Source organism: Bradyrhizobium sp. 604_D8_N2_3 (assembly GCF_051810765.1).
Lineage (GTDB): Bacteria > Pseudomonadota > Alphaproteobacteria > Rhizobiales > Xanthobacteraceae > Bradyrhizobium > Bradyrhizobium barranii.
The window spans coordinates 7,424,013-7,441,506 of the sequence record NZ_JBPWPM010000001.1; the positions used below are offsets into that span (position 1 = coordinate 7,424,013).

Annotated in this window: 14 protein-coding genes; 6 read left to right on the forward strand and 8 right to left on the reverse strand. The window is 64.7% G+C overall.

Annotated features, from left to right (window positions below; translation table 11 throughout):
- Positions 1–3 precede the first annotated feature (3 nt).
- From AB7245_RS35640 to AB7245_RS35660, 5 genes are read right to left on the reverse strand one after another with little or no spacing between them, the layout of a single operon-like run.
- A complete protein-coding gene (locus AB7245_RS35640) occupies positions 4–930 on the reverse strand; it encodes a 2-hydroxyacid dehydrogenase (RefSeq protein ID WP_085405182.1) in 927 nt (308 codons plus the stop codon).
- Between the two features lie 13 nt (positions 931–943).
- Complete coding sequence (locus AB7245_RS35645) at positions 944–2,272, reverse strand: NAD(P)/FAD-dependent oxidoreductase (RefSeq protein WP_085405183.1); 1,329 nt, start codon at positions 2,270–2,272, stop codon at positions 944–946.
- Between the two features lie 43 nt (positions 2,273–2,315).
- Positions 2,316–3,191 carry an ABC transporter permease gene (locus tag AB7245_RS35650; RefSeq protein ID WP_085405184.1) on the reverse strand — a complete coding sequence of 292 codons (876 nt, stop codon included), beginning with the start codon at positions 3,189–3,191 and terminating at the stop codon, positions 2,316–2,318.
- A gap of 2 nt (positions 3,192–3,193) precedes the next feature.
- Positions 3,194–4,144 carry an ABC transporter permease gene (locus AB7245_RS35655; protein ID WP_028147015.1) on the reverse strand — a complete coding sequence of 317 codons (951 nt, stop codon included), beginning with the start codon at positions 4,142–4,144 and terminating at the stop codon, positions 3,194–3,196.
- A 27-nt stretch (positions 4,145–4,171) separates the two neighbouring features.
- On the reverse strand, positions 4,172–5,863 hold the full coding sequence (locus AB7245_RS35660; protein ID WP_085405185.1) for a peptide ABC transporter substrate-binding protein: 1,692 nt from the start codon (positions 5,861–5,863) through the stop codon (positions 4,172–4,174).
- 203 nt (positions 5,864–6,066) lie between these two features.
- Here AB7245_RS35660 and AB7245_RS35665 point away from each other — a divergent pair, with 203 nt between their 5' ends.
- A complete protein-coding gene (locus AB7245_RS35665) occupies positions 6,067–6,699 on the forward strand; it encodes a cupin domain-containing protein (RefSeq protein WP_085405186.1) in 633 nt (210 codons plus the stop codon).
- 134 nt (positions 6,700–6,833) lie between these two features.
- A complete protein-coding gene (locus AB7245_RS35670; RefSeq protein ID WP_135214824.1) occupies positions 6,834–8,690 on the forward strand; it encodes an ATP-binding protein in 1,857 nt (618 codons plus the stop codon).
- 11 nt (positions 8,691–8,701) lie between these two features.
- Here the strand turns inward: AB7245_RS35670 and AB7245_RS35675 are convergent, their stop codons facing one another.
- Complete coding sequence (locus AB7245_RS35675; RefSeq protein ID WP_085405319.1) at positions 8,702–9,727, reverse strand: AraC family transcriptional regulator; 1,026 nt, start codon at positions 9,725–9,727, stop codon at positions 8,702–8,704.
- A 186-nt stretch (positions 9,728–9,913) separates the two neighbouring features.
- Between AB7245_RS35675 and AB7245_RS35680 the strand changes: the two genes are divergently transcribed.
- The 4 genes from AB7245_RS35680 to AB7245_RS35695 all read left to right on the forward strand — a co-directional run bounded on the left by AB7245_RS35680 (position 9,914) and on the right by AB7245_RS35695 (position 14,242).
- Positions 9,914–10,363, forward strand: coding sequence for a cupin domain-containing protein (locus AB7245_RS35680; protein ID WP_085405188.1), 450 nt, complete (start codon positions 9,914–9,916; stop codon positions 10,361–10,363).
- Between the two features lie 89 nt (positions 10,364–10,452).
- Entirely contained in the window at positions 10,453–11,964 is a 1,512-nt protein-coding gene (locus tag AB7245_RS35685; RefSeq protein WP_434057413.1) for a flavin-containing monooxygenase, read from the forward strand.
- Positions 11,965–12,066: 102 nt separating this feature from the next.
- Entirely contained in the window at positions 12,067–13,140 is a 1,074-nt protein-coding gene (locus tag AB7245_RS35690) for a hypothetical protein (protein WP_085405190.1), read from the forward strand.
- Between the two features lie 319 nt (positions 13,141–13,459).
- Positions 13,460–14,242, forward strand: coding sequence for a hypothetical protein (locus AB7245_RS35695; protein WP_085405191.1), 783 nt, complete (start codon positions 13,460–13,462; stop codon positions 14,240–14,242).
- Between the two features lie 116 nt (positions 14,243–14,358).
- Here the strand turns inward: AB7245_RS35695 and AB7245_RS35700 are convergent, their stop codons facing one another.
- On the reverse strand, positions 14,359–15,702 hold the full coding sequence (locus AB7245_RS35700; protein ID WP_439035488.1) for a cytochrome-c peroxidase: 1,344 nt from the start codon (positions 15,700–15,702) through the stop codon (positions 14,359–14,361).
- A gap of 16 nt (positions 15,703–15,718) precedes the next feature.
- Entirely contained in the window at positions 15,719–17,458 is a 1,740-nt protein-coding gene (locus AB7245_RS35705; protein ID WP_085405193.1) for a phospholipase C, read from the reverse strand.
- Between the last annotated feature and the right edge of the window lie 36 nt (positions 17,459–17,494).

Sequence of the window (17,494 nt, forward strand, 5' to 3'; positions counted from 1 at the left end):
GCCCTAATAGCCGCGACTGCGATCGACGCGCCCCGGCAGATCTTCGCCGCGGCGGTGGCGTGCGATGACGTCGAGCACGAAATCGACGGCCGTATCAGGCGTCGTCATGCTGGCATTGTGCGGCGTCAGCAGGATGCGCGGATGGCTCCAGAACGGATGGCCGGCGGGCAGCGGCTCGGGATCGGCAACGTCGAGCACCGCACCGGACAGCGCGCCGCTGTCGAGCGCCGCGAGAAAATCGGCTTGGACGAGATGCGGACCACGCCCGACATTGACGAGCCCTGCTCCGCGCGGCAGGCGCGCGAACAGATCGGCATTGAGGATGCCGCGGGTCTCGTCGGTCAGCGGCAGCAGGCAGACGAGAATGTCGGCCTGCGCGAGAAACTCTGGCAAGGTGTCCGTACCGGCGTAGCAGGTGACGCCTTCAACCTCGCGCGGCGAACGATTCCAGCCGAGAAGCGGAAAGTCGAACGCCTTGAGCCGGTCGAGCACGGCCTGGCCGAGCTGGCCCAGCCCCATCACGCCGACACGACGACGTTTGGCCGGCGTGATCCGGATCTCGCGCCAGACCTGCTCCTTCTGTTGGCTGATGAAGTGCAGGAGATCGCGATGCAGGGCGAGCACGGCCATGGTGACGTATTCCACCATGGTCTCGGCGATGCCGGGCTCCAGCATGCGGACGAGCGGTAGGTGCGGCGGAAGTTTTGTGGCATCGAACTGATCCACGCCAGCACCGACCGAAAAGACCAGCTCGAGATTGGGAAAGGTCGTCGCGATATCGTCCGGCGGCACCCACGCCACCAGGTAGCGCACCTCTGCGGGATCGCCGATGTCGGGCCAGAGCCGGAACGGCACATCGGGCGCGCGTTCCGCGAAGAAGCGCGCCCATTCGGCGCCGCGAACCATGTTGGCCTTGTAGAGAACCGTCATGCCACCAGCACTCTCAGAACGGGCTGACCGGCGCGAGACGCCGGCCGTCGATCATGCGCTTGTGGCTGTAGGCCGCGGGATCGACCAGCGGCGTCGCGCCGGTCACGATGTCGGCGGCGAGCTTGCCGGCCGCAGGACCGATGCCAAAACCGTGGCCGGAGAAGCCGGTCGCGAGGAAGAAGCCGGGCAAGGCATCGACCGGCGAGATCACGGGAATGGTGTCCGGCGTGCAGTCGATCGTGCCGCCCCAGGCTTCCGCGATCTCGATGTCCTTCAATTCGGGATTCGACTTGATCAGCGAAGCCAGCGCCGCGTTGACCAGCGACATGTCGGGTGCCGGATCGCGCACCCGCTCGGTCTCGAACGGCGACGGCTTGTCAAAACTCCAGCTCGTGCCGCGCACGATCTGGTCGAAGAACGACTTGCCGAACGACAGTTTCAGCCCGTTCTTGCGATGCAGGTAGGTCGGCCAGAAGGTGCGCGCGTAGCGGAACAGGTCTGGCGACAGTTCGACAGTCCCGCGGCCGCGTAGCGCCAGTGTAAAACCGCCGTCGAGACGGCGGCGGATACAGTAGAAGTCGGTGCCGAGCGCGCCGGACGTGATCTCAGGTCCCGGCGTGGTTCGGCATGCGGTGGCGTTGACGAGGCCGATCGGGAGCTCGATGCCGTGACGGCGGCAGAACAGCGACGACCACGCGCCGCCCGACAGCAGCACGGACTGGGTGCGAATGGTGCCCTTCTCGGTGACGACGGCGCTGACCCGTCCGCCCTGCGTTTCCAGCCCGCGTGCAGCGCAGCCCTGGTGGATGGTCACGCCATGCTTGCGTGCAGCGGTGGCGAGCGCCGGCACGGCCATCGACGGCTCGGCGCGCCCGTCGCTCGGCGTGTGCAGGCCGCCGACCCATTTCTCGGAATTGCCGGGCAGGCGCTCGGCGACTTCCGCCGGCGTCAGGACGGTCGAGTGGACCTGCATCTCGCGCGCCGTTGCGGCCCATCGCTCCCAACTGGCCAGCTCGTCCTTGCTTTTGGTCAGGAACAGCACGCCGGTGCGGCGGAAGCCGGCATCGACACCGGCGTCGTCCTGCATGTCCTCCCACAGCCGGAGCGCCTCGCGGGCCAGCGGGATCTCCTCACGGGCGCGGCCCTGCTGGCGGCACCAGCCCCAATTGCGGCTCGACTGCTCGCCGCCGACATGGCCTTTCTCGACCAGTGCAACGGAGAGACCCTTCTTCGCCAGATGATAGGCCGCGGACACGCCGATGACGCCGCCGCCGATGACGACGACGTCCACCTGCGCCGGCAGGCGTTCGTCGCTGTTTATACGGGTGAGCGGCGGGGACATGGGACACTCCAGCTATTCAGTTCGATCGAAGCAAGTCGGCTCGTCATGGGATATTCGTTCGCGGATCGAGCGCATCGCGCAGGCCGTCACCGAGGAAATTGAAGCTCGTCACCGCGAGAGTGATGGCGACGCCCGGCACGATCGCAAGCCACGGCGCGCTGGTGAGATAGATCTGCGCGTTGTTGAGCATGTTGCCCCAGCTCGCGGCCGGCGGCTGGATGCCGTAGCCGAGATAGCTGACATAGGATTCGAGCAGGATCGCCTTGGCGACGTTCAGCGTCGCCGCCACCACGATCGGCGCGATCGCGTTGGGCACGAGCTCGCGAAACATGATCCGCAGGTTCGACGAGCCGAAGGCGAGCGCGGCGACCGCGAATTCGCGCTCGCGCAGCGAACGCACCTGGGCCTCGACGACGCGGGCAACGCTCATCCAGGCGGTCGCCGCGATCAGCACCGTCGTGGTGATCAGGCCAGGTTCGGTGAGGGCGGCCAGCGCAAGCAGGAGGAAGATCGTCGGAAAGCACAGCACGGCGTCGACCAGCCGCATCAGGACCGCGCCGACCACGCCGCCATAGAAGCCGGCGAAGGCGCCGACGGCGATTCCGACCGCCATCGCGATCACCATCGCGACGATGCCGATCGAGAGCGAGATCCGCCCGCCCATCATCAGCCGCGCCAGCACGTCGCGGCCAAGCTCGTCGGTGCCGAGGATGTGCGCGCCCGACAACGGCGGCGCGAACCGCTTCATGATGTCGATATAGGTGTCGTCGAACGGCAGCAGATAGGGACCCAACGCCGATCCGAGGACGAGAACCAGAATAATGACAGCACCCGCAAGCGCAAGGCGATGTCGGCGAAAGCGCCGCCATGCGGCCTGGCCGGGCGCGAGCTGAGCGGTCGAGAGGGTCGCAGCCGTCATTCCTAGCCCACCCGGATACGCGGATCGACGACGGCATAGAGGATGTCGGCGAGCAGCGAGCCGATCAGCACCATGGTCGCCGAGAACATCAGGATGCCCATCACCACGGGATAGTCGCGGTAGCCGATGGAATCCAGGAACAGCCGGCCCATGCCGGGCCAGGTGAACACGGTCTCGGCGACCAGCGCGCCGCCGAGCAGCGTCGGAAACTGGAGGCCGGCCACCGTGATCATCGGCAGCAGGGCGTTGCGCAGCGCGTGTACGGTGAGGATGCGCCATTCCGGCATGCCCTTGGCGCGCGCGGTGCGGATGTAGTCCTGGTTGATCACCTCGAGCATGGAGGAGCGCATGAAGCGGCCCCACATCGCGGTCTCGACCAGCGCCAGCACCAGCGCCGGCGCAATCAGATGATGCAGCAGGTCGAGGAAGGAGCCATCGCCGACGGTTTGGCGATTGCCGGCCGGCAGCCAGCCGAGCTTCACCGAGAACACGTAGATGGTGACGAGGCCGAACCAGAAGGTCGGGATCGACAGCGCGATCATGGCGCCGACGGTCGCCAGCGTATCGAACAGCGAATAGCGGCGCAGCGCGCCCAGCACGCCGATCCAGCAGCCGAGCAAAACCGCGATGATGGTCGCCGTCGCCATCAGCTCCAGCGTGGCGCCGAGATGGGAGGAGATCACCGACAGCACCGCCTCGCCGTCGCGATAGGACTTGCCCCAATCGCCTTTCAGCATGCGGCCGAACCAGTCGAGATACTGGATCGGCAACGGGCGATCGAGGCCGAGCTGCCTGGTGACGCGGTCGAGGTCCTCCTGCGTCATCTGCGCGGACGCCGCGTATTGCGACAGCGGACCGCCGGGGGCCAGATGCAGGATGGCAAATCCGATCGCGGAGACGATCACCAGCAGCATGATCGCCTGCGCCAGGCGGTTGGCGACGTAACGGGCCATCTCAGGCGATCCAGTGCGCCAGACGCATCAGGCCCAGTACCATTCGCGGATGTTCCAGCAATTGATCGAGGTGTTGATGTTGGGACGGAAGCCTTGCAGCCCCTCCTTCACGCCTTCGGCAATAAAACCCTGGAACAGCGGCAGGATGGCGAGGTCGTTGCGGATCAGCTTTTGCAGATCGCCATAGGTCGTCTTGCGCTGGGCGAGATCGAACTGTCTGGCGCCCTCGGCGAGCAGACGATCGGCCTCGGCGCTGTTGTACTGATAGGTGTTGAAGCCACGGCCGCCCTTGGCAGGGATAGCGCCGGAGCCGAAGCGCGGCGTCACATCGGGGTCGCTGCCGAGCATGAAGTTCACGGACACCAGCACCGAATTGAATTTCGACTGCTGCCAGAAATCGCCCCAGATCACGGCGGCCGGCATGTTGTTGACCCGCATCGCCGCGCCGATCGCGCGCCAGTCCTGGATCAGGAGCTGCTGGGTCTGCTCGCGCACCGCATTGCCCGACGTCGTCGAGTTGGTGAATTCGAGCTTGACGCCACCCTTCTCGCGGATGCCGCCGGAGCCGCGGGTCCATCCGGCCGCGTCGAGCAGCGCGTTGGCCTTGGCCGGATCGTATTTGTGCTGCGGCAGGCCCTGCTGGAACGACCAGGCCTGTTGCGGCACGAAACTCTCGGTCTGCGTCGGCAGGCCGTAGTTCAGCGCATCGATGATCGCCTGCTTGTTGATGGCAAGGTAAAGCGCCTCACGCACCGTGCGATCGGCGAAGGGCCCGAATTCCAGGTTGGGCGCGACGTGCTCCACCGAGGACGTCGCCGAGACGAAGATCTTGCGGCCCTTCAGCGTCTTCGCCTCCTGCACGAAGTTCGGCAAGATGCCTTGCAGGCCGGTGTAGTCGACCTGCCCCGTGCGGAACTGGGTGTAGAGGACGGTGAGATCAGGAATGTATTTGAAGACCACGCGTTCGACGTACGGTCCTTTGCCGTGGTAGCCGGTATGGGCATTCAATTGAATGTGGTCGCCGGGCACGCGCTCGCCCCAGCGGAACGGCCCGGTGCCGACTGGCGCATTGTGGAACGGCGAGGCGTTCGGATCCGACAGCTTCTCCAGGATGTGCTTCGGCACGATGAAGGTGAGCGACAGGATCGACATGTAGGGCGAATAGGGAGCTTCCATCCGCCAGTGGATCTCGTCGGGCGCGACGACCTTGATGTCCTTGACGAGGTTGTGGCCGACGCGGTTGCGGACGCGGAAGTCGGGATTGTTGATCAGGTCCAGCGAGAATTTCACGTCCTCGGCCGTGAACGGCGTGCCGTCGTGCCATTTCACGTCGCTGCGCAGCTTGATCTTCCAGGTCAGGCCGTCGGCCGACAGGCCGCCATTCTCGACGGTCGGGACTTCGCGCGCGAGATCAGGGACGAACTTGCCGTCGGGTTCGATGAACCACAACGGCGAGAACACCTGCCACCAGATGCCCTGATCGACCTCGATCCCCGGCATCAGCGGATGGAAGACGGTCGGCTCCTGCGACAGCGCCGCGATCACCTGCCCGCGCGGCTTGTCCGGCGGATTGGTCGGGCGTTCGCTCTGCGCAAAGGCGTTGCCTGCAAGGGTCCATCCCGCCGCGGCGCCCGCGCCGAGCTGGAAGAATTGTCGGCGATTCGGAATGCCGAGATGATGCAGTCCGCCAACGCCGAACTTGCCGGTGCTGTCTGCCATGACCAGTCTCCGTTCCCGCACACGGCACCGTCTCCCGCGCCCCCGAGACCCGGCAAAGGGACAGGAGTGGGCTTTAGTGCTTCTAAATTTTTCAGTCAAAAGTTCATCATGACTAAATACAGCTGTCAATCACATTGCTAGGATGCGCGACCTTTTCACGCCGCCGGCCATTCCGGCGGCGAGGCAATGCATGGGAGAGCGACATGGATGGTCGCGGCGAGACCAACGGCCCGAAGGATGCCCCGGCGATCGAGGCTGACGATGCGGTCGACCAGCGGCTCGGCGAAACCGTGCGGCTGCTGCGGCAGCGCGCCGGCCTCTCGATCCAGGACGTCGCCACCAAGACCGGGCTCTCCAACGGCATGATCAGCCAGCTCGAACGCGCGCGTGCCATGCCGTCGATACGGACGCTGCGCCTGCTCAGCATCGCGCTCGACGTTCCCATCTCCTATTTCTTCGAGACCACCGATCCCGCCGACGTACAGCGCTACATCGTGCGCAAGAACAGCCGGCGCCTGTTGCGGCTCACCGCCAGCGGCGTCGTCAAGGAAGCGCTGACGCCGGCAGACGAGGGCCAGCTCGAACTCTATGAGCTCACGCTCAACCCCGGCGCCTCGTCCGGCACCGACTTCTTGCAGCACACCGGCGAGAAGGCCGGGTACATCCTGTCCGGCAGCCTGCGGCTGTGGCTCGACAACCAGGCTCATCTGCTCGAGGCCGGCGACAGCTTCCGCTTTCCGAGCATCGTGCCGCACATGTTCGACAACCCGACCCAGCAGGCCGCGCGTGTGATCTGGGTCACGACGCTGCGCCAGACCGATTCGCCGGCAGGTTGAGCGCGAGGAACGCCGGCGCCCCGCCGGAAATTGCCCCTCGACGCAGGCTCGCGGAGCCTGTAGCTGACGTGAAGCCGGAGCAATCTACAGCGCGAACGCGAGGGTCCCGCGATTGACGTCGCTGGTGTGAGACCATGAAACTCAGACCGCTTCTGACACTCGCGCTGGCCGCGCAGGTCGCCGTGACCGCCGCGGCCCTCCTCGCCTCCTATGCCGCGACCGGGACCGGGTTCGGCTTGGCCCAGATCATCGCTTTGCTGGCAAGCGGCGCCGTTGCGGTGCTGCTCGCACGGCTGTGCACGCGCGCGATCGAAACGGCGCAGGACAAACGCGCCGCCGCGCAACTGGCCGAGCAGGCCCAGGCCGGCGCACAGATGACCCAGGCCGTCATCAAGACCGCGCTCGACGCCTTCGTTCAGACCGATGCGAACGGCATCGTCCTGGAGTGGAGTGTCCAGGCCGAGGCCCTGACCGGATGGACCCGCAAGGAGGCGCTCGGCGCCGACGTCGTCAACCTCCTCATCGCCGAGCCGCTCCGCGACGGCTTCAGGCAACGCATGATGCGGCTTTTGCCGGAACTGTCGGATACGCCGATCGGCATCCGGTTCGAAGCGACGCTGCTGCACCGGAACGGCGACCAGATCCTGATCGAGGCGTCGAGCACGGCGCTCCAGCTCGGCGGGCGCACCATCATCAACAATTTCGTCAAGGACGTCACCCAGAAGCGCGCCGCCGAGGAGCAACTGATCCAGGCCCAGAAGATGGAGGCGGTCGGCCAGCTCACCGGCGGCATCGCGCACGAATTCAACAACATGCTCACCGTGATCACGGGCACGATCGAGATCCTCGCCGACGCCGTGAAGGACGACCCGCCGCTTGCGACCATCACCAAGCTGATCAGCGAAGCGGCCGATCGCGGCGCCGCGCTGACGTCGAGCCTGTTGTCCTTTGCCCGCAAGCAGGCGCTCCAGCCGGCCGAGATCGACGTCAACGAGCTGCTCGAAGAGGTCGCAAAGCTGCTGCTGGCGACCTTCGACAAGAAGATCGAGATCGTGTCCAGGCTTGACCGCAACGTCTGGCTGGCTTTCGCCGACCGCGGCCAACTGAGCGCGGCGCTGCTCAACCTCGCGATCAACGCCCGCGACGCGATGCTGGATGGCGGCAAGCTCACGCTCACGACGCGCAACGTGGTATTCGGCGTGCGCGAGGCCGTGGCGGTGGGCGCCGGCTATGCCGGCGACTATGTCGAGATCGAGGTCGCCGATACCGGCACGGGTATTTCGCAAGCCATTCTCGAACGCATCTTCGATCCGTTCTTCTCGACCAAGGATGTCGGCAAGGGCACCGGGCTCGGTCTCAGCATGGTGTTCGGTTTCGTCAAGCAGTCCGGCGGCGGCATCAAGGTCACTTCCGAAGAAGGCCGCGGCACGATTTTCACGATCTACCTGCCGAAGGCCGAGACCAGCACGCTCCGTCCGGCTGGCTATGACGAGCGCAAGGTGGTGGGCGGCACGGAGACAATCCTCTGCGTCGAGGACGATCGCGACGTCCGCCAATATGTCACCGTCCAGCTAAAAAGCCTCGGTTACCAGGTCATTTCCGCCGCCAATGCGACCGAAGCGCTCGCCATCGTGGCCGAAGGCACGCCGTTTGATCTGCTCTTCACCGACATCGTGATGACTGGCGGCGTCAACGGACGCGAGCTCGCCGAACAGATGGTGGCTGCGCGGCCCTCGCTGCGGGTGCTGTTCACGTCGGGTTATGCCTACGATTCGCTGCACGCGCAGGGACGCGCCACCATGGGCGCGCCGCTTCTGGCGAAGCCGTACCGAAAGGCCGAGCTCGCGCGCATGCTGCGCCGCTCCCTCGACACCGCCGTCGACGCCGCGGGCGATCCGATCCCGACGCCGTACTCGGTGCAGGCGGATGTCGAGGGCTTTTTACGCAGGCAGGCGGCTGAAGACAGCGGCACGACGCGATCGCGAAAATAGATGCCTGCCGCCTAGCTCATCCTTCGCCGCAGCGTTGCCGACGGCGTCTCGCCGAATTTTTCGCGGTAGGCACCCGCCATGCGGCCGAGATGGGTGAAGCCGAGATCGAAGGCGATCTCGGTGATGGAGACATCCGGCGAAGCCTGCGCGAGCCGGGCGTGCAGAGCAGCGAGGCGCATGTCGAGCAGCATCTCCGAGATCGATACGCCGAAGTGGCGGCGGAAGCCGAGCTGGAGCGCGCGGACGCCGATCCCGGACGCGCAGGCGAGCTGCGCGAGGTCGAGCGGCTCACCGGCATTTTCCGCAAGATGGTCCCGCGCGGCGCGCAGTGCACGCGGCAAACGCTCGGCTTGCCCCGAGAACCTCCTGATGGCATCCGACAGGCCATGCCGCCGGCCGTTGAGGAGATGATCGAGCAGCACCTCGCGCCAATCGGCCATCGCGACCGGTGAAAGCCTGCCGGACGGCCCGAGACGCTCGGCGAGCAGCATCAGCTCGGCAAGGCTGGTCTGCAGGGCCTGCCCCGCCGGTGCGTCGAGGTCGATCGCGGCATCAAACTCGACTGGGCCGGCCGCCCTGCCCGACAGCGACGCAGCGCGTTGCTCGACCATGCGACGGTCGAGCAGCAGGATCGCCTGCGCACAGTCGCTCCACATCATCCGGGTCGGGATGGTCGGCGACAGCAGCGACGCCGTCCGGCCCGGCGCAGCATCGATTTCGCTGACGCCGGCACGAATGCGGGCGGTGCCGGTGAGCGGGACCTGTACCAGGAAGAAGCGCTCGAGGCAGCCGGGATCGATGCTCACCGACCCGCCATAGGCGACATAGTTGATCGAGAAGCCGTCGAACGCCGCGCAATTGTGCCGGGCTGAGAACCCCGGTCCGCGCGGCCGTACCGGCTTGAGATCGTGCGGGCAGAAGATGCGTCCGATCTGCTCTGCCGCTTCGTCGACATCGTCCGTGGTGACGCGGGCGAAGTCCGCAAGCCGTTCGGCTTCGGACCGCCGCGTGCTCATTTCCAGCTCGGCTGCGGACATCGTCGACCACGCCTCGGGCCACGGAGTTGCTTTAAGCCTATAATAGTTCCCGGGATGCGAAAAGAGCCGCGTCGCAAAATCGTCGTGCTGCATGGCAACAGCCGCATCCGGATTCGTTTAGCGGATAGACAGCGACCGTCGACGGGCCGAAGCTCCATCCTCGCCGGAATCCATGAGGAGTGAGCCATGACTGCACTCGAAAAGGGCATAACCGCTGTTGGCACGGGCTATGGCGGAAAGAGCTGGAACATCCTTGGCCAGGTCTATTTTCCCAAGGCCATCACAGATTCCACCTTCGCGTTCGAGACCAACAGCGAGCCCGGCCAGTTCGTGCCCGTGCACATTCATCCGACCCAGGACGAGTTCATCTTGGTGCAGGAAGGCACGCTCGACCTCAAGCTCGACGGCCAATGGGTCAAGGCCCATGCCGGGGATCTCGTGCGCATGCCGCGCGGCATCCCGCACGGCTATTTCAACAAGTCCGACAAGCCGTGCCGCGCGCTGTTCTGGGTCTCGCCGATGCAGAAGCTGGAGGCGCTGTTCAACCAGCTCCACAATCTGACGGACCCCGCCGAAGTCGTGCGCATCTCGGCGCTGCACGAGGTCGACTTCCTGCCGCCCGAGGCCAACGATTAGGCGGCCAGCCTTCTCGTCCAGTTTCATCTGCCTGCAGGTCCGCCGGGCGCGCATCGCGGCCGAGCGTGGTCGCTTGCGCCCGAAACACATTGATTGCGAGGAATCCCATGGTCAGTCCCAAGCATGTCTGCGTGATCGGCGCCGGCGTCTCCGGCCTCGCCGCCGCAAAGGCGTTTTCCAGCCACGGCCACCGCGTCACCATCGTCGAGCGCAGTGCCGATCTCGGCGGCGTCTGGGAGCCGGCGCGCTCCTATCCTGACGTGCAGACCCAGAGCCCGAAGGAGCTCTACCGCTACACCGATCGCGCCATGCCGGACAGTTATCCGGAATGGCCGACCGGGCCGCAGGTCCATGCTTATCTCTGCGACTATGCGAAAAACTTTGGCCTCGACCGCATGCTGCGCCTCAACACTGGGGTCGCCGGCATGGAGCGCCGCGCCGATGGCAAACCGGGCTGGACGCTCACGCTATCAAGCAAGGACGGCGCGACCACGAACGAGAATTTCGATTTCGTCGCGGTCTGCACCGGGCAGTTCAACGAGCCGCGCGAGCTGCATTGCCCGGGCGAGGACGGCTTTCTGGCGCAGGGCGGCCAGATCCTGCATTCGTCGACATACAGCGATCCGACGCTGGCGAAAGGGCGGCGCGTCGTCGTGCTCGGCGGCTCGAAGTCCGCGACCGACATCGCCGTGAACGCGGTGAAATCGGGCGCGCGCGAGGTTACCATCGTGATGCGCGAGCCGGTGTGGCGCATCCCCTATTTCATTGGCGGGCTCGTGAACTTCAAGCGCATCCTCTACATCCGCGCGCAGGAGGAGATGTTTCCGGGCTGGGGCGCGAGCTCCATGGCACGGCTCGCGCACCGCATCGCCGCGCCGCTGATCTGGGCGAACTGGCGCGGGCTGGAGAGCCTGCTGAAGGCGCAGCTCAAGCTGAACCGGTGCAAGATGGTGCCGAAGGAGCGGATCGAGGACGGCGTCAACTGCTCGGTGCCGATCGCAACGCCGGACTTCTACCCGATGGTCGCCGACGGCCGCATCAAGGCGGTGTTCGGCAGCTTCGACCACTATGAAGGCGACAGCATCGTGATGAGCGGCGGCGAGCGCGTCGCGACCGACGTCGCCGTGCTCGCGATCGGCTACAAGCTCGGCGTGCCGTTCCTGCCCGAGGCCTATCGGCAGAAACTTGTCGATGCGGACGGGCAGTACCGGCTCTACCGCCTGATCGCCAACCCTGATCTGCCGGAGATGGGCTTCGTCGGCTTCAACTCGTCGTTCTGCACCGTTCTCTGTGCTGATCTGGCGGCGAACTGGCTGGTGCGCTATGCCGACGGACAGCTCGCGAACCAGCCGACGGCACAAGCGATGCGCGACAATGTCGAGATGATGCTGCACTTCAAGCGGGTCGAACGGCCGGCTGCCGGCGTCTATGGCGGCCTCTGCGTCGCGCCCTATCACTACCGCCATTTCGACGAGCTGATGGCGGACATCGGCGCCAGGAATCAGAAGCGCGGCGGGCTCGCCGGACACTTCCAGCCGCCGGATGCGGATGCCTACGCGAAATTCCTGGCGACGGCGCCGGATTACCGGGCCACAGCGTAAGGTCGGAGAACCCGGGCTGTGCGTGATTTGCAACTCGCCAGTCCGCGCGTTTGATGTTTACGATCCCGTGACCGACGAATCTACGGCACATGGGAACCCGCCATGGGACGACGATGTCATGCCGCCACGGCCCTGGCGGTGCTTGGGCTGATCCTCACGACGTTCACAGTCAGCCGGGCACAAACGCTTAACGCAAAGCAATCGGAGGCGCTCGCTACCTACGATCGCGCGCTCGGCGATTTCAAATCCATCCTTGCCGAGCGGCGCCGACAGATCGAGGCGAAGGAGCCGCTGCCGAACCTGCCGGGACAGGCGCTCTATCTGGCGCGCGTCGCGGTCATCAGTGCTTACAAGGATCTCACCGACGCCATGCCGTCGCGAATCGGCAAGCCCAACAAGTTCGAGATACCACCGGCCTATTTCGACGCCGACATCGAGCCGCTGATCGACGAATATTCAAAGCTGTTCGACGTCATGGAGGCGCCGCCCGCCGGCGCGCAGAACTCGGCGACGCCGTTCAAGGACGTCGTCGATCTCGCCACAGCTATCGCACGCGCCAAGGGGCTTGCACCGGCTCACGCCGAAGCTGCGGGCCGGATCAGCCTCGGGCTGTTCTTCGCCGAGACCAACGGCAAGCAGAATGTCCGCAACGGGCGCTCGAACACCTATATGGGCAGCTTCCAGACCGGCCCGTCCGAGGACCGCAACGGCCGCCGGAAGTGGGAAGCCATCAAGGGAGACATCGCGGCAGCCGACCCAGAGCTGAGCGCGCGCGACGACAAGGAAGAGGCACGCGCCCGCGGCACGGACTATCGCTTCAACCACTGGACCAACGTGCGCGACGGCCTGATGAACGCGCACGCGGAGGTGTTTCGGGAGATCCCGGGAATCGTGAAGACGCTTCCCGATCCGATCGACCAGATGAAGTTGTTCGAACTGATCCAGATCGTTCCCACCCCGACGCGGTCCGCGCTCAAGTCCGGCGATCTCCTGAATTACAGGGTGTCCAGTCCAACGATTATGAAGCACCTGCGCAACAACAGCATCTTCGCGTTTGGACAGGCCGACCGGGCGCGGACCTCGGCCAGCTTCCGCGAGATCCTCGCTGCGATGTGGCTGTTCAACCGGAAGTTCGAGCGCGCGATGGTGAAATATTCGGAGATCAAGGGGCGCTGAGGACATACAGAAGGGCGACGCCCCGCGAGACTCAGCACAATTATAGATAGAGTGTGAGCTAGTTCATATCAGCGACCCCATGCCGGGCGTAGTTTTGCAAGGAGATGTCTCGCGTCCCGGCGCCAAAGCGTTGCGGGTTTCCGGACGTCAAGCCGAGCGAACATCTGTCAATCCATAGGAGGACAGGCCATGAAGTTCGCAGCACTGCTTTTTGTCTTCACTCTCGCCGCACTCACGACGACTGTTCCTGCAGATTCGGCCAACGCGTGCGCGCGCCCCTGCGGACACTATTGTTGCGGATAATCGGCGGAGAATTCCAATGCGCCCATTGGTCAAGTGGGGGGCATTAGTCGCGATCGTGAGCATCGCACCACTGGCATCCGTGGCCGCGATACATCTACGCACACCCCCAAATAAGCTCAACGAAGCAATCACCGCTATCGGCTTTCACCCGATAACGCCACCGGTCCTCCTGCGCGCTCCAGGCTCCATCTATCATGTCTCTCCGAACGGCCAGGATTACGACATGCTGTGCGAAGTCTCGCCGGATCGGCTGGTCGGCGTCACTCGTACTTCATCTTCAGCGACCCAGGTCACTTCGGAGCTACGAAAGACACAGTATTCGCTCGACTCAAAAGTCGTGCGTTCGATTCAGTCACATACCGATGCAAAATTGGCAGAAGCTGTAAAGCTCGAGCTTGATGACGTTCAAGTGTTGGAAATCTCACTTGAAGATCTATCAATCATCGCGGAGGAGCTGTTCCGCCGCGAGTCCTGCGATCGGGAAGTGAAACGTTATCTGGAAAACGGGGAATACGTTTGCCAGGGACAGCGGGTTCTCAAGGCATCGACGAAATACGTCGCGGCCTATGACAATTCAGCGGCGGGCTCCGTGGAGCAAACGACGGACTTGATAAAGAATAATTTCGATCCGACTGTCAGCATACAGGGCGGTCAGAGCCTCTCTGGAGCGAACCTCTATTATGGAATGAGACTGGCACCGCGGTGCCTGTCCCTCCAGGAGGCCAAAAGGCAGCCACGGCCGCCGTCCTCGCTCTGGGACAGACTGGTCAATCACTTTCCTTCGCTTGAGTTCTTTTGAATACGGCCACGCGATCCGACACGGCGGCGGCAGGAGTGTTCATGCAGGCGATGACTGACTTTTTCGCCGCATCCGCATCCCGGAATCATGCGTCGACACTCTAATTCGTCGGCACTCTAATTCTCCGGCTTGTAGCCGTCCGTCAGTGTCTTCAGAAACGCGATGATGTCGGCTTCGTCCAGCTCCGTCATCGCCGGCTTGTCGCCGGGGTGGCGATCGAAGGGCGGATCGGTGACGTCGACATTGGCATGATATTTTTGCGGCAGGTCGTCGTATTTCCGCACCGCGCCGTCGGCGCCGCGCGGAAAAACCTTTTCCGGATTGGTGTCGCGAAGATTGTAGAAATCCAGAGCCTGCTCGAGGGTACTGAAAACGCCATTATGGAAGAAGGCGCGGCGCGTCGCCGTGTTGCGTAGCGTCGGCGTCAGGAACATGCCGCAATATTGCGTCTGCTCGGGAATGTCGGTGCGCTGCGGGCCGCAGACGCCGAGATCAAAATGGTTGGGATCGCGATTGCCGGCGAGCGCGGCATTGCGCGGCGCGCCGAGCGCCTCGTATTGGTGATCGGTGAACAGCGGCGGCAGGCCGTCGCGGGTCGGCGCCGAGGTGTGACAGCCGGCGCAATTGGCCCTGTCAGGATCGTTGAACGCTTGCAGGCCGCGCAGTTCGGTCTCGGTGAGCCGCGCCTTGCCCTCGAGCCAGTAGTCATACTTGCTGGTGTAGGGATGGAAGCTCGGCTCCTCCACCTGATAACGCGCCACCGCGAACATCGCCTCCGCGATCAGGAGCCGCTGATTTCTGAGCACGCCGGCGCCGAACAGCTCGACGAAGCGATAGGCGTAAGGCGCACGGCGCAGCTTGTCCGCGACGATCTCGGCACTGCCGCCGTCCATCTCGTTGGGGTCGAGCAGCGGGAACAGCGCCTGGTCCTGGAGCGTGTCGGCGCGGCCGTCCCAGAACAGGCCGCCTTGCGGCACGATGTTCGCCGATGCGCCGCTGCCGCCGGCGGTCTTCGTCGTACGCGCGGCCTGCTGGCCGATTGCAGCCATCTGCGCGAGATCGATGACGTTGTCGTCGTCGCCCTTGTCGGGGCCGATGCTGAAATTGGGATGGCGATCGAGATAGGTCAGCGACGGCACCGCGCGTGCGCCTTGCCGCGACAGGGCGGCGCCGCCGAGCATCACCGGCCCGTCGTTGGGCGGGCCGTAGGCGTGATCCGGGCTGTGGCAGGATGCGCAGGACAGCACGCCGGACGACGACAGCGACGCGTCGTAGAAGATCTCCTTGCCGAGCTGCGCCATCGCGGACAATGGCGCGACGGGCGGGCGCATGAGGCGAACCGGATTCGGGTTCGCGCCGAGCTGGCTCGTCTCCGCAAGTCCTTGCGTCCCGGCTGCAAAGACGGCGCCGGCCAGACAAAGCAGGCCGGCGCCGAGGAGCCACATGGTGCGGCTGTTCATCAAGCGTCCCGTTGGACTAGTGGTGGTGATGCTCGTCCGGCGGGCTGGTGATCGCCGTGCCGGAGGTCGGATCGAGGAACAGCGCGTCGGTCCGGTAGTCATGGCTGTGATCCTGATCGAAGTCGAACAGGTCCATGATCGAGCCGGAGCTGGCGTCGAACGAGCCGCCACCGATACGCTGGCCGCGCAGCCAGTTGTCCTCGATGAACCGCACCACGGACGCCTGCGAGATGTAGGTGCTGCTCACGTGGTTGGTCCTGGCGTAGGGCGAGACCACGATGAACGGAATGCGCGTGCCCGGACCGCAGCGGCCGTTCACCGGTTTGCCGGAGAGACCCTTCGGTGCCGGCTGCTTCTGCGGGCCGAGGCCGCACAGGCCCGGACCGTTGACCTGATCGGCGGTCGGATCGTAGGAGGCGGTCTTCGGCGCAACGTACTGGTGGTCGTACCATCCGTCGGAGTCGTCATAGGTGATGATGACCGCGGTTTCGCGCCACTCCGGCTGCTTCTGGAGGAAGTTGATCAGCTCGACGTTGCCGACCTGCTCGTCGAGCGGATCGGAGTTGCCGGCGTGACCGTCCTGGTAGGCCGACATCTTGATGTAGGAGACGGCCGGGAAATTGCCGGCCTTCACGGCGGCGTAGAAGTCCTCGAGGTCGTAGGCGTGGTTGGCCGGATCGACGGTCTTGCCGCCCTTCTCGTAGGTGTGGCCGATCGCATCGACCGAACTCGGCCGCGCATGGGTCGGGTTGGCGGTCGACTTGTAGTACTGGAACCAGGCGTGGTGCGGGCTGTAGTCCACGATCGTGCCGTTCACGTTGCTGGAGAAGGTGGTGCGCGCGCAGCCGGTGGTGCCGTTGGCATTCTTGAGCGTCAGGTCAAAGCCGCCCATGAAGCTGCCCCAGCTGATGCGCCCGTCGTTGAGCAGGTCGCCGATGTTCTTGCCTGTCATCAGCACGGTGCTGCTCGTGCTCGAGCAGGAATCGTAGGCCGGGTCGGTGTCGCCGATCAGCGTCAGGCCGCCCTGGCCGTCGGCGATCGACGCCGAGGTGCCGACGATGTTCTGCGCGCCATTGGTCTGGCCAGAAATCACCGCGAGCGCGCCCTGCGTCGACGGACCGAAAGTGTCGGTCCAGGCATTGTCGCTCATGGCGAAGTGCTGGGCGTAATTCCAGAAGGCGGTGGTGGTGTTGCCGTCGAAATAGCCCATGACCTGACCGTTGGTGCCGAACGCACCGGCGCCGCCGGCGGTGCCGCGGCCGGTGAATTTCGGAAACAAGTCTTCCTTGCCGTTGTCCACGGCCTGTTGCTCGGGCGTGTAGGAGTGGTTCTGCGAGCGCGTGTTGGCCTGGGTGCGGTCGAGGCGGAACGGATCCGTCGCGCCGGTGCCGTTGGCCGCGCTGTTGTTCGGATTGTTCACCAGCAAATGCGCGTTGGCGAGATTGTTGACCTTCGGCGTATGCGGCTTCGGCACGAAGGGGATCGAGCCGGACGGATTGGCCGCGTTCGGATAGGTCGCGAAGTAATGGTCGAACGAGCGGTTCTCGTTGAAGATGATCACGAGATGCTTGATCGGCGTCTCGGTGTGGATGTCATGCGGATGACGGTGATGATCACGGTCGTGATCGTTGTCGCGACCTTGATCATGCCCGTGATCGCGGTCACGGCCGAAGTCGTCCGCAAGGACGGGAAGAGTGCACGCGAGCGCGCTCGCGGCCGCGACAATCGCAGCCGTCGTCAGTAGTCTCGATTTCATTTTTTTGACGCCCCGGAAATGAGGATGTTTACGATC